Annotated in this window: 16 protein-coding genes; 4 read left to right on the forward strand and 12 right to left on the reverse strand. The window is 70.6% G+C overall.

The window, feature by feature from the left end; translation table 11 throughout:
• The first annotated feature begins 2 nt into the window (after nt 1–2).
• From OG302_RS09100 to OG302_RS09110, 3 genes are read left to right on the forward strand one after another with little or no spacing between them, the layout of a single operon-like run.
• On the forward strand, nt 3–1,265 hold the full coding sequence (locus tag OG302_RS09100) for an ABC transporter substrate-binding protein (protein ID WP_371526298.1): 1,263 nt from the start codon (nt 3–5) through the stop codon (nt 1,263–1,265).
• 30 nt (nt 1,266–1,295) lie between these two features.
• Complete coding sequence (locus OG302_RS09105; protein WP_371526299.1) at nt 1,296–4,526, forward strand: ATP-binding cassette domain-containing protein; 3,231 nt, start codon at nt 1,296–1,298, stop codon at nt 4,524–4,526.
• Nucleotides 4,523–5,299 carry an ABC transporter ATP-binding protein gene (locus OG302_RS09110; protein WP_371526300.1) on the forward strand — a complete coding sequence of 259 codons (777 nt, stop codon included), beginning with the start codon at nt 4,523–4,525 and terminating at the stop codon, nt 5,297–5,299. Before OG302_RS09105 ends, OG302_RS09110 begins: the two co-directional genes overlap by 4 nt.
• Here the strand turns inward: OG302_RS09110 and OG302_RS09115 are convergent.
• The 7 genes from OG302_RS09115 to pqqA all read right to left on the reverse strand — a co-directional run bounded on the left by OG302_RS09115 (nt 5,296) and on the right by pqqA (nt 10,726).
• Nucleotides 5,296–6,411, reverse strand: a complete 1,116-nt coding sequence (locus OG302_RS09115) for a sorbosone dehydrogenase family protein (RefSeq protein ID WP_371526301.1) — start codon at nt 6,409–6,411, stop codon at nt 5,296–5,298. The two genes, OG302_RS09110 and OG302_RS09115, sit on opposite strands and share 4 nt — an antisense overlap.
• A 15-nt stretch (nt 6,412–6,426) precedes the next feature.
• Complete coding sequence (locus OG302_RS09120) at nt 6,427–7,455, reverse strand: chitinase (RefSeq protein ID WP_371526302.1); 1,029 nt, start codon at nt 7,453–7,455, stop codon at nt 6,427–6,429.
• Between the two features lie 162 nt (nt 7,456–7,617).
• Complete coding sequence (pqqE, locus tag OG302_RS09125) at nt 7,618–8,727, reverse strand: pyrroloquinoline quinone biosynthesis protein PqqE (RefSeq protein ID WP_371526303.1); 1,110 nt, start codon at nt 8,725–8,727, stop codon at nt 7,618–7,620.
• Nucleotides 8,724–8,996: a pyrroloquinoline quinone biosynthesis peptide chaperone PqqD gene (gene pqqD, locus OG302_RS09130; RefSeq protein ID WP_371526304.1), complete on the reverse strand. Its 273-nt coding sequence runs from the start codon at nt 8,994–8,996 to the stop codon at nt 8,724–8,726. The genes pqqE and pqqD overlap by 4 nt, the downstream gene beginning before the upstream one ends.
• A complete protein-coding gene (gene pqqC / locus OG302_RS09135; protein WP_371526305.1) occupies nt 8,996–9,691 on the reverse strand; it encodes a pyrroloquinoline-quinone synthase PqqC in 696 nt (231 codons plus the stop codon). Before pqqC ends, pqqD begins: the two co-directional genes overlap by 1 nt.
• A complete protein-coding gene (locus tag OG302_RS09140; protein ID WP_371526306.1) occupies nt 9,688–10,590 on the reverse strand; it encodes an MBL fold metallo-hydrolase in 903 nt (300 codons plus the stop codon). Before OG302_RS09140 ends, pqqC begins: the two co-directional genes overlap by 4 nt.
• A 10-nt stretch (nt 10,591–10,600) precedes the next feature.
• On the reverse strand, nt 10,601–10,726 hold the full coding sequence (pqqA, locus tag OG302_RS09145; RefSeq protein WP_361044163.1) for a pyrroloquinoline quinone precursor peptide PqqA: 126 nt from the start codon (nt 10,724–10,726) through the stop codon (nt 10,601–10,603).
• A gap of 305 nt (nt 10,727–11,031) precedes the next feature.
• Here pqqA and OG302_RS09150 point away from each other — a divergent pair, with 305 nt between their 5' ends.
• Complete coding sequence (locus OG302_RS09150; protein ID WP_371750068.1) at nt 11,032–11,820, forward strand: aldo/keto reductase; 789 nt, start codon at nt 11,032–11,034, stop codon at nt 11,818–11,820.
• Between the two features lie 48 nt (nt 11,821–11,868).
• Here OG302_RS09150 and fxsT read toward each other — a convergent pair whose 3' ends face one another.
• From fxsT to OG302_RS09175, 5 genes are all read right to left on the reverse strand, one after another.
• On the reverse strand, nt 11,869–16,227 hold the full coding sequence (fxsT, locus tag OG302_RS09155; RefSeq protein WP_371526307.1) for an FxSxx-COOH system tetratricopeptide repeat protein: 4,359 nt from the start codon (nt 16,225–16,227) through the stop codon (nt 11,869–11,871).
• Nucleotides 16,217–17,269: an AAA family ATPase gene (locus OG302_RS09160; RefSeq protein ID WP_371526308.1), complete on the reverse strand. Its 1,053-nt coding sequence runs from the start codon at nt 17,267–17,269 to the stop codon at nt 16,217–16,219. Before OG302_RS09160 ends, fxsT begins: the two co-directional genes overlap by 11 nt.
• Nucleotides 17,270–17,377: 108 nt before the next feature.
• Nucleotides 17,378–19,126, reverse strand: coding sequence for a trypsin-like peptidase domain-containing protein (locus tag OG302_RS09165; RefSeq protein WP_371526309.1), 1,749 nt, complete (start codon nt 19,124–19,126; stop codon nt 17,378–17,380).
• A 25-nt stretch (nt 19,127–19,151) separates the two neighbouring features.
• Nucleotides 19,152–19,490 (reverse strand): CU044_2847 family protein, encoded by a 339-nt coding sequence (locus OG302_RS09170; protein WP_371526310.1) that lies wholly within the window; start codon nt 19,488–19,490, stop codon nt 19,152–19,154.
• Nucleotides 19,491–19,584: 94 nt separating this feature from the next.
• Nucleotides 19,585–20,484 carry a trans-aconitate 2-methyltransferase gene (locus tag OG302_RS09175; RefSeq protein ID WP_371526311.1) on the reverse strand — a complete coding sequence of 300 codons (900 nt, stop codon included), beginning with the start codon at nt 20,482–20,484 and terminating at the stop codon, nt 19,585–19,587.
• Nucleotides 20,485–20,492: the final 8 nt, after the last annotated feature.

Consider the following 20,492-nt stretch of genomic DNA (forward strand, 5'->3'; position numbering starts at 1 on the left):
CCGTGTCGCGACCGATCCGCACCATCACCGCCACCGTGGCCGCACTGCTGCTCGCCACTGCCTGCAACTCCGCCTCCGACAGCACCGGTTCGAGCGGCGGTGACAAGCCGGGCGGCTCCGTGCGCGGTGTGACCGCCGACTCCATCAAGGTCGGCGGCATCGTCTCGATGACGACCGCGAGCGGCTACAGCAAGAAGGACACCGACCTCGGCGCGAAGGCGCGCTTCGACCGCGCGAACGCCGCAGGCGGCGTACACGGACGGAAGATCGACTACCTGGGCGCCGAGGACGACGGCCAGGATCCGGGCAAGAATCTCGCGGCGGCCCGCAAACTCGTGCAGCAGGACAAGGTGTTCGCGGTCTCGCCGATGAGCTCGGTCACCTTCTCCGGCGCGGACTTCCTCCAGAAACAGAAGGTCCCGACGTTCGGCTGGGGCACCATCCCGCCCTTCTGCGGACCGAGTTACATGTACGGCTACGGCGGCTGCATGGTCCCGATGCCGGGCGGCACCATCACCCAGAGCTGGCCCGAGGGCCTGAAGAAGGTGACGGACGGCTCGAAGGGCAAGTCCGTGGCCATCCTCGCCAACGACAACGACGCGGGCACCTTCGCCATCCGCACCTACAAGCAGAGCTTCGCGGCGGCCGGTTACCAGGTGACGTACGCCAAGTCGACCGTGCCCGCGACCTCCGTGCCGAGCGACTGGTCGGCGTACACCAAGGAGATCCTGCGCTCCGACGGCGGCCAGGCGCCGGACGTGGTCGTCTCCGTGATGCAGACCCCGTACAACATCGGTCTGTTCACGGCCGTCAAGCGCTCCGGCTTCAAGGGCGTGCTCACGGACCCGACCGACTACGACCCCGGCCTCCTCGCCAAGAGCGCGACGAAGAAGGCGCTCGACGGCGTGCACATCCTCCTTGCCTTCCAGCCGTTCGAACAGAACAGCGCGGCGATGAAGCAGTTCAAGGCGGACATCAGGAAGACGGCGGGCAAGGACGTCCCGCTCAACATGCACATGATGACCGGCTACATGTCGGCCGACCTCTTCCTCTCGATCGCCGAGAAGACGGGCAAGGACCTGACGGTCAGCTCCTTCCAGAAGGCGGCGAACGGCTTCTCCGACAAGGACACGATGGTCGGCGACCGCAGCCTGCCCAAGGGGCAGAAGGAGTCGTTCGGCTGCGGCGCCCTGGTGCAGCTGAAGGGCGGGAAGTACTCGGTCTCGGCGCCCTTCACGTGCTACGACCCCATCCCCTTCAAGTAGCGGGCCTTCTCGTAGAGGGGCGTGTCATCCATGTCCGACCTGCTGGGATTCGTGCTGAGCGGTCTCGTCTCCGGCGCCCTGTACGCGCTGCTCGCGACGGGCCTCGTCCTGTCCTACTCCGCCTCCGGTCTCTTCAACTTCGCGCACGGCGCGACCGCCTACCTCTGCGCGCTCGCCTTCTACGAACTCCACTCCGGCTTCGGCTGGCCCGCCGTGCCGACGGCGCTGCTCCTCGTCTGTGTCGTGGCACCCGCGCTCGGCTGGGGCCTTGACCGGCTGATGTTCCGCAAGCTGGCGCGGGTGGGCGAGACCGCGCAGATCGTGGCGACGATCGGGCTGCTCGTCGCGCTGCCCGCGCTCGGCCTGTGGGTGGTGGAGCTCCTGGAGGACGCGGGCGCGTCCGTCAAACCGGCCGAGAACCAGTTCGGGCTGCCGGGCGTCGGGCCGAGCCCCGCCAAGAACTGGCAGCTCATGGACGGCGTCGGCATCGACTCCGACCAGCTCATCACCTGGGTCGCGACGGCCGTGGTCGCGATCGGCCTGTGGATCCTGATGCGGCACACACCGCTCGGGCTCCGACTGCGGGCCGCGGTCGACAACCGCTCGCTCGTGGAGCTGCGGGGCATGAGCGCGGACCGGCTCTCCTCGGTGGCGTGGATGCTGTCGTCAGGGCTCGCGGGCCTCGCGGGAGTGCTCGCGACGCCGCTGCTCGGTCTCTCGTCGCACGACTTCACCCTCTTCCTCTTCGTGTCGGCCACAGCAGCGGTGCTCGGGCGCTTCATGTCGATCCCGCTGGCGTTCGCGGGCGGGCTCGGTCTGGGCGTCCTGCAGAACCTGGTCGTCGGGTACGCCGATTTCGCGGAGAAGATAACCGGCTTCCGCACGGCGGTGCCTTTCCTCATCCTCTTCGCCGGGCTGCTCCTCATGACGCGGCGCCACCGGACGGCGGGCACGGCGGCGGTGGACGCGCCGCCGATCGACTATCTCGCAGGGAAGTCCTGGATGCGCAGGTGGGGGCCGTGGGCCGTGGGAGGTGCGCTGCTCGCGCTGTCCTTCTACACGGTCACCACCCCCTTCTGGAGCGGCATCCTCGCGCAGGGACTCGCGATCTCTCTCGTCTTCGTCTCCTTCACCGTGGTGACGGGCCTGGGCGCGATGGTGTCCCTGGCGCAGGCCACGTTCGTGACGGGCGCGGCCCTCGTGGCGGGCCTGCTGATGAGCCATGGGTGGCCGTTCATCGCCGCGGCCCTGGTGGGGACGTGCGGGGCGGCGGTGCTCGGCGCCCTGGTGGCACTGCCCGCGCTGCGGCTCGGGGGCAGGTCGCTGGCGCTCGCCACCCTCGCGCTGGCCTTCCTCGCCGATCAAGTCCTCTTCCAGATGGGGTGGTTGAGGAACGGCGACACCGGGTGGGAGATCCCGCGCGCCGTCTTCGGGCCCGTCGACCTGAGCGACGACCGTGCGATGGGCGTGGCGATGGCCGTCCTCGTGGCGGTGGCCGTGGCCGCGCTCAGTGCGCTGCGCGGGTCGGCTACGGGGCGGGCGATGCTGGCGGTGCGGTCCGCCCCGGCGGCGGCGATGGCCTCCGGCGTCTCGGTGGTGCGGACGAAGCTGCTGCTGTTCACGTTGTCGGCGGGGCTCGCGGGGTTCGGCGGCGTGATGTACGCGTCGTTCAACACGCGGATCACGGCCACGGACTTCACCGCGATGACGGGGCTCGTGTGGCTGGCCGTGGTGGTGGCCGCCGGGGTGCGCAGGCCGCAGTTCGCGGTGGTGGCGGGCCTTGTCTTCGCGATCGTTCCGCACCTGGTCGCCGACTACGTGACGGAGTCGGTGCAGCTGCCGGTGATCCTGTTCGGCCTCGCGGGCCTCGCACTGGCGAACGACCCGGACGGGTACTGCGCGGCGATCTCGGTACGGTTGCACCGGCGACGGCTTGGGAAGGGGGCGGGTGCCTTCGGGGTCGGTGCGGCTGGTGCGGCCAGGTCGGGTGGTTCGGCTGGTGCGGCTGGTGCGGCCAGGCCGGGTGGTTCAGCCGGTGCGGCTGGTTCGGCTAGTGCGGCCAGGCCGGGTGGTTCAGCCGGTGCGGCTGGTTCGGCTAGTGCGGCCAGGTCGGGTGGTTCAGCCGGTGCGGCTGGTTCGGCTAGTGCGGCCAGGCCGGGTGGTTCAGCCGGTGCGGCTGGTTCGGCTAGTGCGGCCAGGTCGGGTGGTTCAGCCGGTGCGGCTAGTGCGGCCGGTGCGGCAAGGTCCGCCGGTTCAGCCGGTTCAGCTTCGTCGGCCGGCCCGACCGGTGCGGCTTCGTCTGCCGGTGCGGCAAGGTCGGCCGGTTCAGCTTCGTCAGCCGCTTCGGCCAGGTCGGCTTCGTCGGGCAGTTCGGCCAGGTCGGCTTCGTCGGCCTCCGCGTCGGCAGTCACGGCGCCGGTGCCGGGCTCCTCGGCCCGTCCGGCGGCATTCGAGGACGAACTCGGTGGAGACGGTGGTCGACGGCCACCGGTGGCGGCGGGGCCGAACGCCGGGAGGGGCGGGACCCGCGAGGGAATACCCTCCGCCCTCACCCTCCGCGACCTCCACGCGGGCTACGACGGCGCCCCCGTCCTCCACGGCGTGACCCTCACCGTCCACCCGGGCGAGATCGTCGCCCTCCTCGGCCCCAACGGGGCGGGCAAGTCGACGACCTGCCGGGTCGCGGCAGGGCTCATCGCCCCCACCCAGGGGCAGGTCTACGTGGCCGGGGCGGACGCCACGCGGCACGGACCCGTCCGGCGCTCCCGGGCGGGAGTCGTCCTCGCCCCCGAGGGCCGCGGCATCTTCCCCGCCCTCACCATCGAGGAGAACCTCACCCTGCACCTCCCCCGGCCGGACGCCCGCGACGCCGTCTACACCCGGTTCCCCGGCCTCGCCGCCCGGCGCAAGGTCACCGCCGGGTCCCTCTCCGGAGGAGAACAGCAGCTCCTCGCCCTCGCGCCCCTCCTCCAGCGCCCGCCCGACGTACTGATCGCGGACGAGCCGTCCCTCGGCCTCGCCCCCCGCGTGGTCGACGAGGTCTTCCGGCTGCTCGCCGAACTCCGCGACGCCGGAACGGGGTTGCTCCTGGTGGAGGAGAAGGCCGCCGAGATCCTCGGCGTCGCCGACACCGTCGCCTACCTCGCCCAGGGCCGGGTCTCCTGGTGCGGACCGCGCTCCGAGGTCCGGGCGGACCAGCTCACCGAGGCCTATCTGGGCATCGCCGCGCAGGGTCACAGCGAAGGAGTGGGACGGCCATGAGCGACCGCATCCTGGAAGCTTCCGGCATCGGCGTCCGCTTCGGCGGAGTCCACGCGCTCACCGGCGTGGACCTGGACCTGCGCCCCGGCGAGGTCTGCGGCCTCATCGGCCCCAACGGGGCGGGAAAGACCACCCTGTTCGACGTCGTCTCCGGCATCCGCCGCCCCGACCAGGGGCGCGTCCTGCTCGACGGCGTCGACATCACCCGCCGCTCGCCCGTCTGGCGCGCCCGCCACGGCATGCGCCGCACCTTCCAGCGCCAGCAGCTCTTCGGGCAGCTCACGGTCACCGACAATCTGCTCGTCGCCCAGGAGTGGCGCGGCGGCGGTGGCGGGTTCGCCGCGGATCTGCTCGCGGCGCCCACCCGGCGCACCCACGAGAGGAAGAGGCGGGCCCGTGCCTCAACTGTGCTGCGCGAGTGCGGACTTGAGGGACTCGCCGACGACTACGCGGGCGCGCTTCCAGTCGGCCGGGCCCGCATGGTGGAACTGGCACGCGCGGTGGCAGACCCGCCCAGGGTGCTGCTCCTGGACGAGCCCGCCTCCGGGATGACGGCCGACGAGCGAGGCCACCTGTCGGCCGTCATCCGGCACCTCGCGGACGAGGAAAACTGCGCCGTGCTCCTCGTGGAGCACAACGTCGCCTTCGTGATGGGGCTCTGCGCCCGCGTGGTGGTCCTCGACCTCGGCCGCGTCCTGGCCGAGGGCACGGCGGCCGAGGTACGCGCGGACCCCAGGGTGCGGGACGCGTACCTCGGGACCACCGCGGCCTAGCCGATGGTCACGCGGAATATCTCGTCCGAACCGTCGGGCTGCCCACCGTTGTTGTCGGCGTTGGTGGTGGAGAGCCAGAGCTGGTCGGCGCCCGGCACGGCGGTGACCGCGCGCAGCCGCCCGTACTCGCCGACGTAGAACGCCTTCGGCGTCCCGATGTCCTCACTGTCGGCGTTGATGGGTATGCGCCAGAGTCGTTCGCCCTTCAGCGCCGCCATGTAGACCGCGCCGTCGACGATGGCGACACCGCTCGGTGAGGCCTCCGCGACGCCCCAGGTCACCTTGGGATTGGTCATGCCGGAGACGTCGCAGGCGCCTTCACAGGTGGGCCAGCCGTAGTTCTTCCCGGGTTTGATGAGGTTGAGTTCGTCCTTCTTGCTCTGCCCCAACTCCGCTTCCCACAGCCGCCCTCGGGTATCGAAGGCGATGCCTTGGGGATTGCGGTGGCCCATGCTGTAGGTGTAGTTGCCGAAGGGGTTTCCCGGTGCGGCCGTGCCGTCCTTGGTGAGCCGCAGGATCTTGCCGTTGAGGGAGTTCTTGTCCTGCGCGAGTGCGCCGTCCTGGGCGTCGCCCGTGGTGGCGTAGAGGTAGCCGTCGGGACCGAAGGCCAGGCGCCCGCCGTTGTGGTACTTGTTCTTCTTGATGCCCTTGAGCAGCGCCTTGTAGCCGGTCAGCTTCGTCCCGTCGTACGTCATGCGTGCGATGCGATTGCCTTCGGACGAGGTGTGCATGAGGTACACATAGTGATTCGTCGCCCAGTCCGGGTCGACGGCGACTCCCATCAGCCCGCCCTCACCCCCGGTGGTCTGGGACTCGGGCACGGTGCCGATCTGCTTCCTGTCCTTGCCGTCCGCCGAGACGATCCAGACGCGGAAGTCATCGCGCTCGGTGACCAGGGCGGAGGCGCCGTCCGGCGTCCAGGACGTGCCCCAGGGGATCGTCCAGCCGGTGGATATCGTCGCGATGTCCTTCGGCTCACCGGCCGCGGCCGACGGCGGGGCCGGGGCTGCCGACACCGACGGGGCGTACTGCGTGAGGCCGGCCACCAGGGCGGCGGCACCGAGCAGAGCGGCCCTCTTCATGCCGCTGTTCGTCCTGTTGTTCGTCGTCATGACGCGGTTCATCGCTCAGCCCCCGTACTGCGCGACGATTTTGGTGAAGTCGTACGGGGCCTGGGACACCCCGCTGCACGAGTCCCCGGCGCTGCCACCGGACGAGCAGTCGCGGTCGCGGTTGACGGCCCAGAAGGAGTACCGCGCGATGTGGTGCTGCTTCGCGTAGGCGAGGATCTGCTTGAAGTCGTTCGTGGTGACGGTCTCGCCCGCCACGTCGGTCTTGCCGTTCATCGAGGAGACGCCGATGCGCTTGTAGGCGTCGGCGTCGCTGTAGCCGTAGGCGCTTTTTACCGCGCTCTTCAGGCCTTCCAGCGCACCGACCGAGGCATCACCCATGGAGCCGCTGTGACTGCCGAAGTCGAACGGCATGACGACCCAGGCGTTGTTGTCGAGCCCGGCCGCGGCACCGCGCTTGATGAGGTCCTTGCCGGTGGCGTCGGGACCGCTCGGGGTCGTCCCCATGGTCACGTACGTGACGATCCCGGGGTTCTTCTGCTTCACGATCTTCAAGGCATCGACGACGCGCTGACGCACGGTCGCGTTGCTGAACTCGGTGTCCTCGATGTCGATGTCGAACGCCTTGAGCTTGTAGGCGTCGATGACCTTCTGGTATGCCCCGGCGAGCGCGGTGGCGCTACTGCACTTCTCGCCGAGCTTGGCTCCGCTCCAGCCGCCGACCGAGACGACTATGTCTCCGCCGGCGCCGCGTATGGACTTGATGGCGGACTCGTCTGAGCCGCCCTTGAGCGGGCGGTTGCCGTCCCAGGCCGGGTTGCAGCCGCCGTCGGACAGGATGAAGGCGAGGGTGAACCACTTGACACCGGTCGCCGCCATCACGTCGGTGGGCTTCTGCGGGCTGCCCCAGCCGAGGTACTCGTACGGAGCCGCGTGAATGGTGCCGGCGGCCTTGATCTGCGTCGCCTCGGCCTTCGCCTCCGGGGGTGCGGCCGAGGACTGGGCGGCGAGGGCGAGGGATGCCGTCGTCGCGAGGACGCCGGCCGCGGCCAGTGCGGTGGCCGTTCTGCAGGGGGTGTGAGACATGGGGGGTGTGCTCTCCTTCGGGCTGTGAAGTGCGTTGGTCGATGGGTGCGTTGGTCGATGGGTGCGTCGGTCAGTGGATGTGTTGTGAGATGTGCTGTTAGGAAGGGTTCCTAACGATCTTTGGACGCGGGAGTGGGATGGTGTCCCGCCGCGAGGTGGGGGTTACGTCTTCGGGGACGCCCGGTAGGCGAAGTCGCCCGCCCTGCCTCCCGCGCCGTCGACGAGGGCACGGACCGCCCCGTGGTCCGGCGAGAGGTGGCAGGCGGGGTCCGTGCGGGAGCCGTCGCCGGTCAGGGCGTACGCCTGGCAGCGGCAGCCGCCGAAGTCCACGGTCCGCAGTGCGCAGCCGCGGCAGGGCTCATGCATCCAGTCCTCGCCGCGATAGCGGTTGAAGGCCGCCGCCTCTCGCCAGATCCAGCCCAGTTGGTGGTCCTTGACGTTCGGCGCCTCGGGTCCGACGAGCTCACCGGCTGCCGGGCACGGGAGCACCGTGCCGTCCGGAGCGACGGTCAGCGAGATGGCGCCCCAGCCGCCCATGCAGGGCTTCGCGATGCCGTCCACATAGTCGGGCGCCACCCACACGAGTTCCATGCTTCCCGTGAGCCGCTCACGCCACCGCTCGACGCGCTCGCGGGCCCGGGCGACCTGGGCGCGGTCCGGGAGCAGCGCGTCCCGGTTGCGCAGGGCCCAGCCGTAGAACTGCGTGTTGGCCAGCTCGATCCGGTCGGCGCCCCAGGCGATGCCCAGCTCCACGATCCCGTCGAGGGCGTCGAGATTGGCGCGGTGCAGCACGGCGTTGAGCCCGAGCGGGAGGTCCGCCGCCCGCACGAGCCCGGCAGCCCGCTCTTTGGCGGTGAACGCCCGCGCTCCCGCGATGAGTTCAGCCTTGTTCCGGTCGGCATGCTGCACGGAGAGCTGCACGCTGCGCAGCCCCGCGCCGACGAGTTCCGCGAGACGCTTTTCGTGCAGGCCGACGCCGCTGGTCACGAGCTGGGTGTGGATTCCGGCCGCGTCCGCTGCCGTGACGATCTCGGCCAGGTCGCGGCGCAGGAGTGGCTCACCTCCGGACAGATGCGTCTGCACGACGCCGATGTCGGCGGCCTGACGCATCACGTCACCCCACTGCCCCGCCGTCAACTCAGCGCTACGGGCGGTGAGTTCCGTGGGGTTGGAACAGTAGGCGCACCGCAGCGGGCAGCCGTGGGTGAGCTCGGCGAGCAGGGCCCACGGCGGCTGCGGTGGTGCGGGACGCGGGGAAGCCGGCTGCGTCACCGAAGCCACCCTTCCGCCCGTAGGGACGCGAGGAACCGGGGCACGTCGTCGGCCACCGGAGATCCGGGGTGCTCTTGCTCCAACTCCCTTACGATCGCGGCGACTTCGCGCCCACCATCGCACAGGTGCAGGATGCTCCCGGCGGAGCCGCGCAGCACGACCACCCGCTCGGGCAGCACAAGGAGGTCGACGCCGCGCACCCGGTCGTGCCGCAGCATCACCGAGCGCGCCAGCGCGGGCCGCCAGTCGAGTCGTACGACCTCATCCATCAGCGGCATCCCGGCCCCCGGTCGACCGCGTCGAGCAGCGTCCACAGCACGTCGCACTTGAAGCCGAGCGCCACGACGGCCCGCTCCTGTTCCTCCCGGGTACGCGCCCACTCCTGGACGAGCCCGAGCGCCTCCTGCCCGTCTCGGCCGCCCTGTTCCACGCGGGTACGGAAGTACGCGAGGCCCTCCGGATCGATCCACGGATAGTGCCGCTCGAACGCGTCGATCCTGGTGCGCATGAGATCCGGCGCCGACAGTTCGGTGAGCGAGGCGGCAACGGCGTCGAGCAGGGGCCGCAGGCGGCAGAAGTTGACGTATCCGTCGACCGCGAGCCGTACGCCGGGCAGCACCCGCGAGGCGTCGAGGAGCTCGCCGCGCTCGATCCCGGCGGCCTCGCCGAGCCGCAGCCACCGCTCGATGCCGCCGTCCCCGTCCTTCTCCCCGTCGTGGTCCTGGATCCTGCGCACCCAGCCGCGGCGCAGCGAGGGGTCGTCGAACTTGGCGAGGATCAGCGCGTCCTTGACGGGGATGTGCCGCTGGTAGTGGAACCGGTTCACGATCCACCGGCGCAACTCGTCGTGGCTCAGGGCGCCTTCATGCATGCGTACGTTGAAGGGGTGCCGGTCGTGGTAGCGCTCGGCCGAGACGGCGCGCAGCCGCTCGGTGAACTCGTCTGTCGACCAGGGGGCCGTCACAGCTCGATCACCATCCGTTCCGCCGCGACTTCGATTCCCCACTCCGCGAGCTGCTTGTGCTGTTCGGCATGCGGGTTCCCGAGCGGGTTGGTGTTGTTGAGGTGGGTGTAGAGGCGGCGCCCCGGCAACCGCGCGAGACGGTGCGCGGTGCCGCCGAGGCCAGTGACGGGCAGATGGCCCATGCCGGTGGCGGTGCGGGTGGAGAAGCCGGAGCGCAGAGGTTCCTCGTCGTCCCAGAAGGTGCCGTCGACGAACACGCAGTCGGCGTCGCGCGCGGCCTCGTCGAAGGCGTCCGACCACATGGCGAGGGCGGGCGCGTAGAGAAGGGTGCGTCCGGTGCCGGGATCGTGCAGCCGCAGACCGACGGACCAACTACTGCCGCCATCAGCCGAGTTGGCGGCATACCTGGGCTTCTTGTCCGACAGGGGGACGGCGCTGACGCTGATGCCGGATGCCCCGTCCAGCGGGCAGCCCACACCGCCGGGCAGCTCGCGCCACCGCACCGGTGTGTACGGACCGAGGACGGCATCGAGCCGGAGCCCCTCCCGTACGGCGTCGAGGACGGGCGGAGTCGCCAGCACGTCGATGCCGTCGTGGGCCTCGCGGAGCCGGGCGATGCCAAGGGTGTGGTCGAGTTCGGCGTCGGTGAGGACGAAGCCGGCGACGGGGGTCTGCCGGGCCCCGGGCCCGGGGTGCAGTTCCGGCGTTTCCTCGATCTGTTCACCGATGTCGGGGGTGGCATTGACGACGTACCAGCGCCCCTCCCCCACGCGAACGGCGAGCGAGGCGTGCCGGCGGCGGCGCTCCGGGTGGGCGCGTGCCCCGGTGCACCCGGGGCACGCGCAGTTCCACTGGGGAAGCCCGCCGCCCGCCGCGGTGCCGAGCACCTGCAGCAGCATGGCGGGGGGATTACCGGTCGGCGCTGCGGTACGCGGTCACTTCGAGTGCGGTCTCCACGACCTCGTACTCGGGCGTCTGCCAGGCGGTGACGGCTTCGGCCACTTCGGGCGTGGTGGGGTTCTGGTCTTCATTCATGTGCGGGTGGCTGCCTTCCTGAAAAAGTGGGGGTTCAGGAGTCGTCAGTAGAGGTTCCGGAGTCGTCGCGGGGTATTCACCCGGCGTTCACATGAGTGTTCTGCGTTCAGTGACGTGCAATAGAGTCGCGGTATGACGGAACGCGGTCAATGGTGCGGACCAAAAAACGCCCGGACTTCACCCGGGAGTGGTCATGGAATGCAGCACCGCACCTGATCGTTGACCATGGGAGTACCACCCGACGACTTAAGGATCGAAAGCTCGTGAGCAAGGTCCCCCCGATCATCCTGAACAATGGCGTCGAGATGCCGCAGCTCGGTTTCGGCGTCTGGCAGGTCCCGGACGACGAGGCCGAGTCCGCCGTCGCGACGGCGCTGGAGGCCGGGTACCGCAGCATCGACACCGCTGCCGTCTACGGCAATGAAGAGGGCACCGGCAAGGCCATCGCCGCTTCCGGCATCGCCCGCGATGAGCTCTTCGTCACGACGAAACTCTGGAACAACGACCAGGGATACGACTCGACGCTCCGCGCCTTCGACGCGTCCCTGGAAAAGCTCGGTCTCGACCACGTGGACCTGTACCTGATCCACTGGCCGCTGCCCTCCAAGGGCCTCGCCGTGGACACGTACAAGGCCTTCGAGAAGATCCAGGCCGACGGCCGCGCCAAGTCCATCGGCGTCTCGAACTTCCTGCCCGAGCACCTGGAGCAGCTTCTCGCCGAGACGTCGGTCGTCCCCGCGGTCAACCAGATCGAGCTCCACCCGCACCTCCAGCAGCACGCCGCCCGCGAGTTCCACGCGGAGCAGGGCATCGCCACGGAGGCCTGGTCCCCGCTCGGCCAGGGCAAGGGCCTCCTGGAGGTCCCGGCGATCGTCGCGATCGCCCGGAAGCACGGCCGCACGCCGGCCCAGGCCGTGCTGCGCTGGCACATCCAGCTCGGCAACGTGGTGATCCCCAAGTCCGTGACCCCGTCGCGGATCAAGGAGAACATCGACGTCTTCGACTTCGAGCTGGACCCCGAGGACATGGCGGCGATCAGCGCGCTGAACGAGGACCGGCGGCTGGGGCCGGATCCGGTCACGTTCGGGGCCTGACGTCTCAGGTCTGAAGGTTTTCCCTCGTGCGAGACCCTGGCCCGGTGATCAGGAGCGGAGCTCCTGCCACTGGGCCAGGGTCTCGCGAGCGGCGACCGTCTCCTCGGCGTCCTCCCCGAGCTCGCGGGCGATGCCCTCGGCTGCCCGGCTCAGCTGCCTGATGGCGCCCTCCATGTCGCCGTCCGCGGCGAGGGCGTGCGCGAGATCCGCCCTGGCCTCGTAGGTCCGCAGGTGATCCTCGCCCAGTGAGCCCTTCAGGCCGGCCAGTGCCGTCTGATACAGCACGCTCGCCGCTTCCGTCTCTCCGGCCTGCTGGTAGGCGTCCGCGAGTTGACGGCGGGTGCGCAGGGTTCCTGGATGCACGTCGCCCAGACTGGTCATGCGCTCGTCCAGTGTCGTCTCCAACAGCGCTACCGCACGCCGGGCTTCGCCGACCGCCAGCAGCGCTTCGGCCAGATCGCCGTACGTCCTGCGGGTCTCGACGTGCGATTCGCCGAGCACGCTGATCCGTTTGGCCAGCGTGCGTTCGTACAACGCGATCGCCTTTTCCTTGAACCCGCCGCGCCGGTAGGCCTCGGCCAGCGCCGCGGCTGCCCGTAGCGTGTCGGGGTGATCGTGGCCCAGCGCCTCACCGCTGGTGGACAGCGCCTCCTCGTACAGCGGAATCGCCCGCTGGAGGTTCCCGTCGAGGACGCAGGCGCGGGCCAGCCGGTCCTTCAGGCGCAGTGTTTCCGGGTGCTCTTCCCCGAGCGTTTCGGCACTGTGCGCCACAGCGTCCTCGTACAGCTCCATGGCCTGGCCCAGGACGCCCTCGCGCTCGTACAGGCCCGCCAGGGACGCCACAGCCGTGAACGTACGCGGATGTCCCTCGCCCAGGACTGCCCGGTATCCGGCCACCACCTGCCGGAGCTCGTCCACCGCTCGCTCCACGTTCCCCACCTTGTCGAATACCAGGGCCAGCTCGCCCTGCACGGCGAGCGTGGACGGTGACCGGGAGCCCCACAACAGCCGGTGAGCGGCGAGCGCCTCCTCGTACGCGGCCACCGCACGGTCCCACGACTCGTCCGCCAGGTAGGCGCTCGCGAGCCGTGCCAGCAGCGGAACGGTCGCCGGATGGTCCTTTCCCCAGCTCCGGGCCGCGATGGAATGGGTCACCTCCAGCTCCTTGACCGCCCGCCTCGTCGCTCCCGATGCCAGGTACGCGCGGGCGAGGTCCGCTCGCAGCGCCAGCCTCTCCGGGTCGTTCTCGGCTCTCCCCGCCCGGTCCATCGCGGCCCGTACGGCCCTGAGCTGGGCAAGCGCCCGCGGCATGTCACCCGACGACACATACGCCTCGGCGAGCAGTGTCGTGGCGTGATGCGCCCGGGAACTGTCCTCCCCCAAGATTCTCTGCAAGGACTCCGACGCTCTCCGGAGGAAGTTCAGGGCTTGTTCCAACTGGCCCTGCGCCATGAGGAATCGTGCCGCCTCCACCAGCAGGGAGCCGAAGGTCTCGTCGTCGTCCTCGGGAGGGGAATGGTCGGCGAACGCCTCGATGTGCGGGAGCAGAACGCGCCAGCGGGGCCAGTCGGACGGGGCGTCAGAGCCGTCGGGGACGGCCTCCGCAAGGCAGCGGGCAGCCGCCTGCCGGGCCGCCTGGTTCTCCTGCTCATTGCTCTCGTTCTCCTCGCCGGTGTCCCAGGCGCGGGCGAGGGGAGCGATCAGGCGGTGCATACGGACCGTCCCGGCCTCGCCACGGCTGATCAGGCTGGAGTCCACCAGAGGCCGCAATGCTTGGCCGACTTGTGACTCTGTGAGCTGGGCTCCGGTCAGCAGGTCCACGGGGATGGGTTCGGGGCCGTACCAGGACAAGAGCTGCATGACGCGCCTCGCATACGGAGCGCTGACGGCTCTTAGGCTCTGCCTGAAGGTGTCGTCGAAATCGAGCGGCGTGTTGCTCCTCTTCTCGGAGTGGCGCAGCCGGCTCATCGTCTCTGTGAGCATGGCACGGTACTCATCGACGGACACGTCCGTTCCGGTGAGGTACTTGGACGCCTGGCGCAAGGCAAGCGGATGCCGCCCGAGCTCTTCCCCCAGGAGCGCCACTTCCTCCGGTTCCCTGTTCGTGAGCTGGGCGATCAGCGCGGCCGCTTCGGCCTGTTCGAGACCGCCGAGCTCCATGGGCGTGGCGAACCCCTCCCAGCCGGTGCCCTGGCGGCTGGTGATCAGGACATATCCGTTCGTGCCCAGGCGGGACAGGAGGACGCGTACGTCCTCGGGCTTCTCCACACCGTCGAAGACGAGGACCCAGTCCTCGTGCGAGGTCAGCCACTGGAGGGCCCACTCCCAGCGCCCCTCCCTCGCCAGGAATTCCGGCACCGAGGGCTGCAGGGCGCGGGTCAGATCGGAGAGACTCTTGACGATCGAGGCGGGTGAGTCCGCGCGCACCCACCACACGGGCCCCAGAGTGTCGGCCCGGGTCACCCCCGCTGCCCACTCCACCGCCAGCGCGCTCTTGCCCATGCCTGCCGCTCCGTGCAGAACAACTCTGTGGGGCACCGGAGTCAGCTCCAGGTCCAAGCGCTCCAGTTCATTCCGTCTGCCGACCAACCGCTCCGACGCCACCACATTCGTCAGGCCAGGAAGACGCTCGACACTTGCGGGCGGATCGAAGCCGCCGAGCACGGACGGCGAAAGGACCGGGGAGGTCCCACGATCGGTGTCGTACGGATCCGGCCCCGCCCCGCGGACAGCACTCCCCCCGCCCACCGGCCGCTCCGCCACCCGGATCGCCCGCCCCCGCAGCAGCCCCAACGCCTCCTCGCTCACCAGCGCGAAGGGATGGCCCGCATCACCCAGCGCGCGGGCCCCTGTCCCTTCAGCCACCGGCACGACCGCCCGGAAGGCCCGGGTCGTCGAACCGGCCCTGGTCTCGATCTCCGCGCCGATCCGGTTCAGCAGTTCGGCGACCGCCAGTGACTCGGGGCGGGGCAGGGTTTCAAGGAGGGCGCTTCTGGCGCCCGGCACGAAGTCGTACAGGCCCCGATCCGGATCGACCGGCTCCAGGAGGCCGCTCAGCAGAACCTCGGCGAGGTCGCTGGATCGTGAACCCGGTGTCACCCGCTGCTGGATCAGCCGCATCACCGGCAGCGCGGGTACCGACAGGGCGACATGCGCCGCCAGGTCCACCGCCGTGGGCGAGGCGGCTGCCTGAAAGCGGAGGATGCGCTCGGTGATCGTCAAGTCCCCCTCTGCCGCCAGGGGTTGGCCATGGGGTGGTCGCGCCACGCTCACGCACGTCACCGCCGTGTCCCGGTGGTGATCGCCCGACGCGGTGACCAGGCCGGCCCAGTCGGCAAGCCACTCGGGGGCCAGTTCCAGGACGGGCACGGGGACCGCGTCCGGCGCGGGGCGTCCCGCCCGGCCGTCGTGCGGGGTGAACCGCAGCGCGGTATTGGGAGCGCCCGCACGGGATGCGATCGCCTTGCCGGGGATAGCGGGCGCCGCCGTGCGGCGCCAGAGGCGTTCGGGGAGGGGCTGCAGGATGGCGGTGGGGCCGCGCCTGGCCCACAGATGCAGGGCGGGGGCCGCGCGCCCGCCCCACCAGTGCGGGCCCGAGCAGTCGCTGAGCACCAGGGTCACCTGGCGGCCCGTCGGGTCCACCATGGCCGCCGGGGGCAGCGCGGGGCCCCCGGGCGAGGAGCGGACGCAGACGCTCGGACCGAGGTCGGCCAGGTGCCAGAGCCGTACGTCCCGGAAGGCGCCGGTGCGCTGCATCGCCTCGCGCAGTTCACGCGCCAGCGGTCGCCACACCGCCATCGCCGGGCCCGTGTCGACGACGAGCGCCAGGCTCAGGAGGCGGTCGGTGGCGGGGGCCATGACCGGGGCCCAGGGGCGTGAACCCGTGTGGAGTGCGGCGCGCGCAGCCGTCGCCTCCTCGTCCAGGACGCGGCGGCGCCGGTCCGGGACACGCTGCTTGAGGGGCCGCAGGGCGCGCTGGATGTCCAGTTCGTGACGCAGGGCCTGGGGCGCGGGGACGAGGACGTCGTCGGCGTCGGTGCCGGGGCGCGGGGCGCCGCGTGGGATGTGCAGGGCCGCGCGGTACGGGTCGCCGGGCGGCTCCTCACCCTCCGGCGCATCGCCGGTATCGGGGTGACCGGCCTCCGGATCGTCGTCCAGCCGCCGCTGCGCCGACGTCACCGACGCGGGGCCCGCCCTTTCGAGCGCCGACCCCGCCGTGGCGTTCCACCGCCCGGGCCAGTCGGCGTCTTCACCACCGCCCTCACCCTCACCCTCGCCTTCCCTCTCCGCCTCCCCAGGAGGCAGTCGCTCCGCGAGCCACAGCATCTCCGCGAGTTCCAGCGGAGTGACGTGGGGCCCCAGGGTGTCGAGCAGGCCCCGCAGTTTCCGCAGCCGCTCAGTCTCCATCGGAGCGCGTCGCCTCGCTGCTCAGGAACGGCATCACCTGGTCCGCCAACTGCCGCACCGTTTCCGGAGGTTCGCTGAACGCGGCGTGGTGGCACATGTAGATGGCGTTGAGAAGCTGGTCGTTCGCGAGCAGACCACCGCTGCGCCGCTCGAAGAATCGGTCGATGATGTCCTGTACCCCTGCGGGGAGTTCACCCTCCTCGCCCTCGACGACGGGGCCGAGGTGCTCACGGACGATCGCCGTCAGCTCCGCCACGCTCGCGGGCTGCTTCAGGTCCACGGTCACACAGCGCCGCAGGAAGGCGGGCGGGAACTCGCGCTCGCCGTTGCTCGTCATGACGACGAGCGGGAAAGCGCGGCAACTGACCGTGCCGTCGCGGATCTCCACGCGGTCGCTCGTGCTGTCGGCCGTCATCACTCGGGCCGTCGGCGCCGCACGGCGGGCCAGCTCGACGATCTCGTACGCCCCCTTCTCGAAGATGGTGAGCAGGTCGTTGGGCAGGTCGATGTCGCTCTTGTCGATCTCGTCGACGAGCAGGACGCGCGGGCGCTCGTACGGAAGCAGCGCCGTGCCGAGGGGCCCGAGACGCAGATAGTCCCCGATGTCGTCGCCCGGCGATCCGGCTCCGTCCTCACGGCGTCCGCGCTCCGCCGCGTACAGCCGCGTGAGCGGGTCGTACTCGTACAGGCCGTCCCGGAGCGTGACCCGGCTGGTGATCGGCCAGTGCAGGACTCTCCCGAGGCCGAGCTCATGGGCCACCGCGTATGCCAGGGACGACTTGCCGGTGCCGGGCGCCCCTGTCACCAGGAGCGGCCTGCGCAGATAGAGCGCGGCGTTGACCTGGCGGATCGCGTCCTGGCTCGGGCGGTAGCTGACGGCCGCGTGCGGGTTGCCGGAGTCGCCGGGCGGGGTGCGCAGGGCCGGGCCGCCGGTGAAGGTGCGCCAGGGGGGCGGGGCCGGGAGGCGGTCGATGCCGTCGTGCGGGACGCGACTCCCGGAGTAGATACGCCAGTTGGGCGCCGTATCGGCAATGTCAGGCACGCTCCACGCTCCCCGTACTCCCTGTGCTTCCCGTACTCCCTGAATTCCTCGCAGGCCCCGCGCTGCCGGTGATCACTGTTCTCCTCGTGCAAGGTGTGCTCGGTCTGCTCACTGGTCTCCCCGTGTTCCCATCGCCAGCGGTGGATCCGGCTTGCGCTCCGGGTCGTCCCAGAAGAGCGTCAGCCGGTGCCCGCAGTGCTCGGCGTCCCCCTTGTCCGGGGAGCGGGCCTCCTTGCGCAGCCGCATGACCTCGAACGGCAGCCGGTCGGGGTCGAGGACCGCCACCGCTTCCGTGAGCCGGTCGAGGAACTTCTCGGGGGCGCATTGCGCGTGGCCGCCCTCGCCGCAGTCGTGCCGTCTCCACAGCATGATCGGTACACCGGTGTCCAGGGCTGCCGAGAGCCAGTCCCCCATGGGCGTCGCGGCATACGCGAGGGCGCACACCTCGTCGTCCGCGTCCAGCCAGTCGTGGAACTCGTCGTATCCGTAGGGCAGTCCGCACGCCACGCGCCGGGGCCGGGTCTCGCCGCGGGCCCGCACCGTCTCCCAGCGCCTGCGGGTCAGACGGGAGACGGTGAGCGGCTTGAGGCGGTCCATGTGCCGGACCACCACGGGTACCGTGCGCATGGGGCGGGGGCGCGCCGCCCCCGGTTCGTGGATCTGCCACTCCTCGAAGGGCTCGCTCATCAGCCGCTCCGGGACCACGAACTCCAGCATCCAGTCGCATTCGTGCACCTTGCCGATCTGGTCGGCGAGCATCGCCTCGACCTTCGTACGGAGTTGCCGCGGGCGGATCCTGACGGGTCCCGACGAGCCGACGGGCACGCCGTCGATCACCGTGCACACGGTGAGGTCGAGGCCGGCGCCACGGGTCATCGACTCCGCACGGAACATGACGGAGCCGACGGGCACGGGCGTCTGCTGCTGCGCGGCCTTCCCGTCGTACGCCTCGTCCGCGCAGTGCTCGGGCATCCAGCGCCGCAGCCACGCTCCGACGTCTGCCTCCGGCAGCCGCGCCCTGAGCTCGCGCAGCAGCCGCAACAGCCGTTCGTCGCCGGTCAGTTCCTCGCCGACGTACCGGATGGCGTGCCAGATCGAGCGGAAGGCGGGCAGCGGGCGGCGGAAGGTGGGGAAGGCGCGCCGCACGAGCAGTTCGAGGGCATCGGTGTCGAGGCGCACCTCCTCGAACAGGGCGCGCAGTTCACGGCGCGGTTCGACCGACAGCCAGTCCAGGGCCAGGAAGTCGTCCAGGTCCTCCCAGTGGCGTCGGATGGTGTCGATGGGCAGCATCCGCCCGATGTACCCCTCCTGATCCCCGCCGAGCACGGCGTCCGTGACCATGCCGACGACCTCGCCGGACTCCGGGTCGTAGACCGCCGCGCCGCTGAACCCCTCGTCCAGGCGCCGCAGATGGGCCTGGACGACGTCGACCTCCAGCCACTCCTCGCCGAGGAGCCGGTCCGCGCTGGTGGTCAGCGTGGCGTGCGTCCCGAACTGCTCGTGGCCGAACGGAAAGCCCAGCGCACACAGTTCGGGGGCGGCACGCCCCGGCCGGCGGCGCAGCAGGTCGAGCGGGGCGAACGCGCAGGGTGCCACGCGCAGCGGGTGGGCGAGTTCGAGCACCGCTATGTCACCGCGGTCCCCGAGGCGCCGCCAGTCTCCGGACCACGCCACCTTCGCGGGCAGCGCGCCGGTGATGTGCGGCAGCGTGACGGACACCGCCGAGTACCCGTCGACGACATGGGCACAGGTGATCAGGCGCGTGGCGTCGACCAGCATGCCGGCCCCGCGGGGAACGCCGTCGACCGTATCGACGCGGGCACGCCAGCCCATGTCGATGCGGGCACGCCAGTCCATGCCTCGCATTATCCGCCCCGCACCGTCACCGCTCACCCGGCTCGTCACGCCGGGCCCAGGTCAGTTTGACGGTCAAGTGCCCCTCGGCGGCGGTCTTCGCGATGACGGCTCCCGCGACGGCACTCAACTTCACCCCGAACTCGAGCTCGATCCCATCGGGATCGAGCGCGGTGGTGCGAAAGGTCTGCAGGGCGGACAGGGCGGCACCGCGTACGTTGCCCAGCGCCGCCCCGAAGTGCCCCTCGACATCGTGGATATCGCTGCCGTCGCTCCTGCGGGCCACCGACCTGAAACCCGGGTCCTTGGAGTCCACTTCCACGACGACCGGGCCTTCGTCGGACTCCCATCGCATCAGCTCGCTCACAGCCCGACTCCCCTCCGCAGTCTGATCGACGTCGTCTAAAAGGTAACGTCAACAGCCCTTCGGGCAGTCACTCTTGGGCAGATACGTCAGCGGCTCAGCCCTTGACCCCCACATGCACCGTCTGCGCCGACAGCAGGAACACGTCGGGCCTGTGGTGCAGGCTCTGGGTATCGTTCTCGTCCAGGAGGCGGTCGACCGTGGTCAGGTCGTCGGCGTCGAGGGTGTCCTCGTGCATCTCCCTGCGGCGGGCGAGCTCGGAGATGATCTGGGCGCGAGCGGCGTCGGAGACGGGGGCCGGCAGGTCGAGGAGGAACGAGCGGGTGCCCGCGTGGCGCAGGCCCGCCTCGGCGAGGAGCCTGGGCCAGTCCTCCGTGACCGCCTTCGCTCCGGGCAGGTCCGCGCGCATCCGCGTGAACCACTTGTCGTCCGCCAGGTCGAAGCGGGTCTGGAGGCCCGGCCGGCCGAAACCGATGTCGCGGGGCAGGCTGCGCTGGTTCAGGCCGCCCTCCAGGAGTGCGATCGCACCGCCCGGCGCCAGGCGGTCCGCGAGGGCGGCCAGTGCTCCCTCCTGGTCGCCTACGTGGTGCAGGGCCCGGCCGATCCAGAGGAGGTCAGCGGGCGGCAACGCGCCGATTCCCTCCGGGAGTTCCGCCCGGAGAGTGCTCACCCGGTCCGTCAGGCCCTCACGTGCGGCCCGCTCCCGCGCCCGCTCCAGGAGCGGCTCCGCCGGGTCCACCGCGATGACCTCGGCCTTGGGGAAGATCTCGGCCAGGAGGAAGGAGATGCTGCCCGAGCCACTGCCCACGTCCGCGATCAGCGTGGGCTCCGGCTGCCAGGTGCGCAGCCACGCCGCGATCTCGCGGTTCTGCGGGGCGGCGAGCTCCGCGTTGCGCTCCAGCATCGGGCCCATGGTCGCCCAGTCGATGTCCTCGTGGTGGTGGCCGTGCTTGTGGGTGTGCGTGTGGGTGTGGCCGTGCTTGTGGTCGTGGGCCATCTTTTGCC

Source organism: Streptomyces sp. NBC_01283 (genome assembly GCF_041435335.1).
Lineage (GTDB): Bacteria > Actinomycetota > Actinomycetes > Streptomycetales > Streptomycetaceae > Streptomyces.

Coding starts and splice junctions, on each gene's coding strand:
- OG302_RS09105 (WP_371526299.1), top strand. CDS start 1,296: ATGTCCGACCTGCTGGGATTCGTGCTGAGCGGTCTCGTCTCCGGCGCC.
- OG302_RS09110 (WP_371526300.1), top strand. CDS start 4,523: ATGAGCGACCGCATCCTGGAAGCTTCCGGCATCGGCGTCCGCTTCGGC.
- OG302_RS09115 (WP_371526301.1), bottom strand. CDS start 6,411: ATGACGACGAACAACAGGACGAACAGCGGCATGAAGAGGGCCGCTCTG.
- OG302_RS09120 (WP_371526302.1), bottom strand. CDS start 7,455: ATGTCTCACACCCCCTGCAGAACGGCCACCGCACTGGCCGCGGCCGGC.
- pqqD (WP_371526304.1), bottom strand. CDS start 8,996: ATGGATGAGGTCGTACGACTCGACTGGCGGCCCGCGCTGGCGCGCTCG.
- OG302_RS09140 (WP_371526306.1), bottom strand. CDS start 10,590: ATGCTGCTGCAGGTGCTCGGCACCGCGGCGGGCGGCGGGCTTCCCCAG.
- pqqA (WP_361044163.1), bottom strand. CDS start 10,726: ATGAATGAAGACCAGAACCCCACCACGCCCGAAGTGGCCGAAGCCGTC.
- OG302_RS09150 (WP_371750068.1), top strand. CDS start 11,032: ATGCCGCAGCTCGGTTTCGGCGTCTGGCAGGTCCCGGACGACGAGGCC.
- fxsT (WP_371526307.1), bottom strand. CDS start 16,227: ATGGAGACTGAGCGGCTGCGGAAACTGCGGGGCCTGCTCGACACCCTG.
- OG302_RS09165 (WP_371526309.1), bottom strand. CDS start 19,126: ATGGACTGGCGTGCCCGCATCGACATGGGCTGGCGTGCCCGCGTCGAT.
- OG302_RS09175 (WP_371526311.1), bottom strand. CDS start 20,484: ATGGCCCACGACCACAAGCACGGCCACACCCACACGCACACCCACAAG.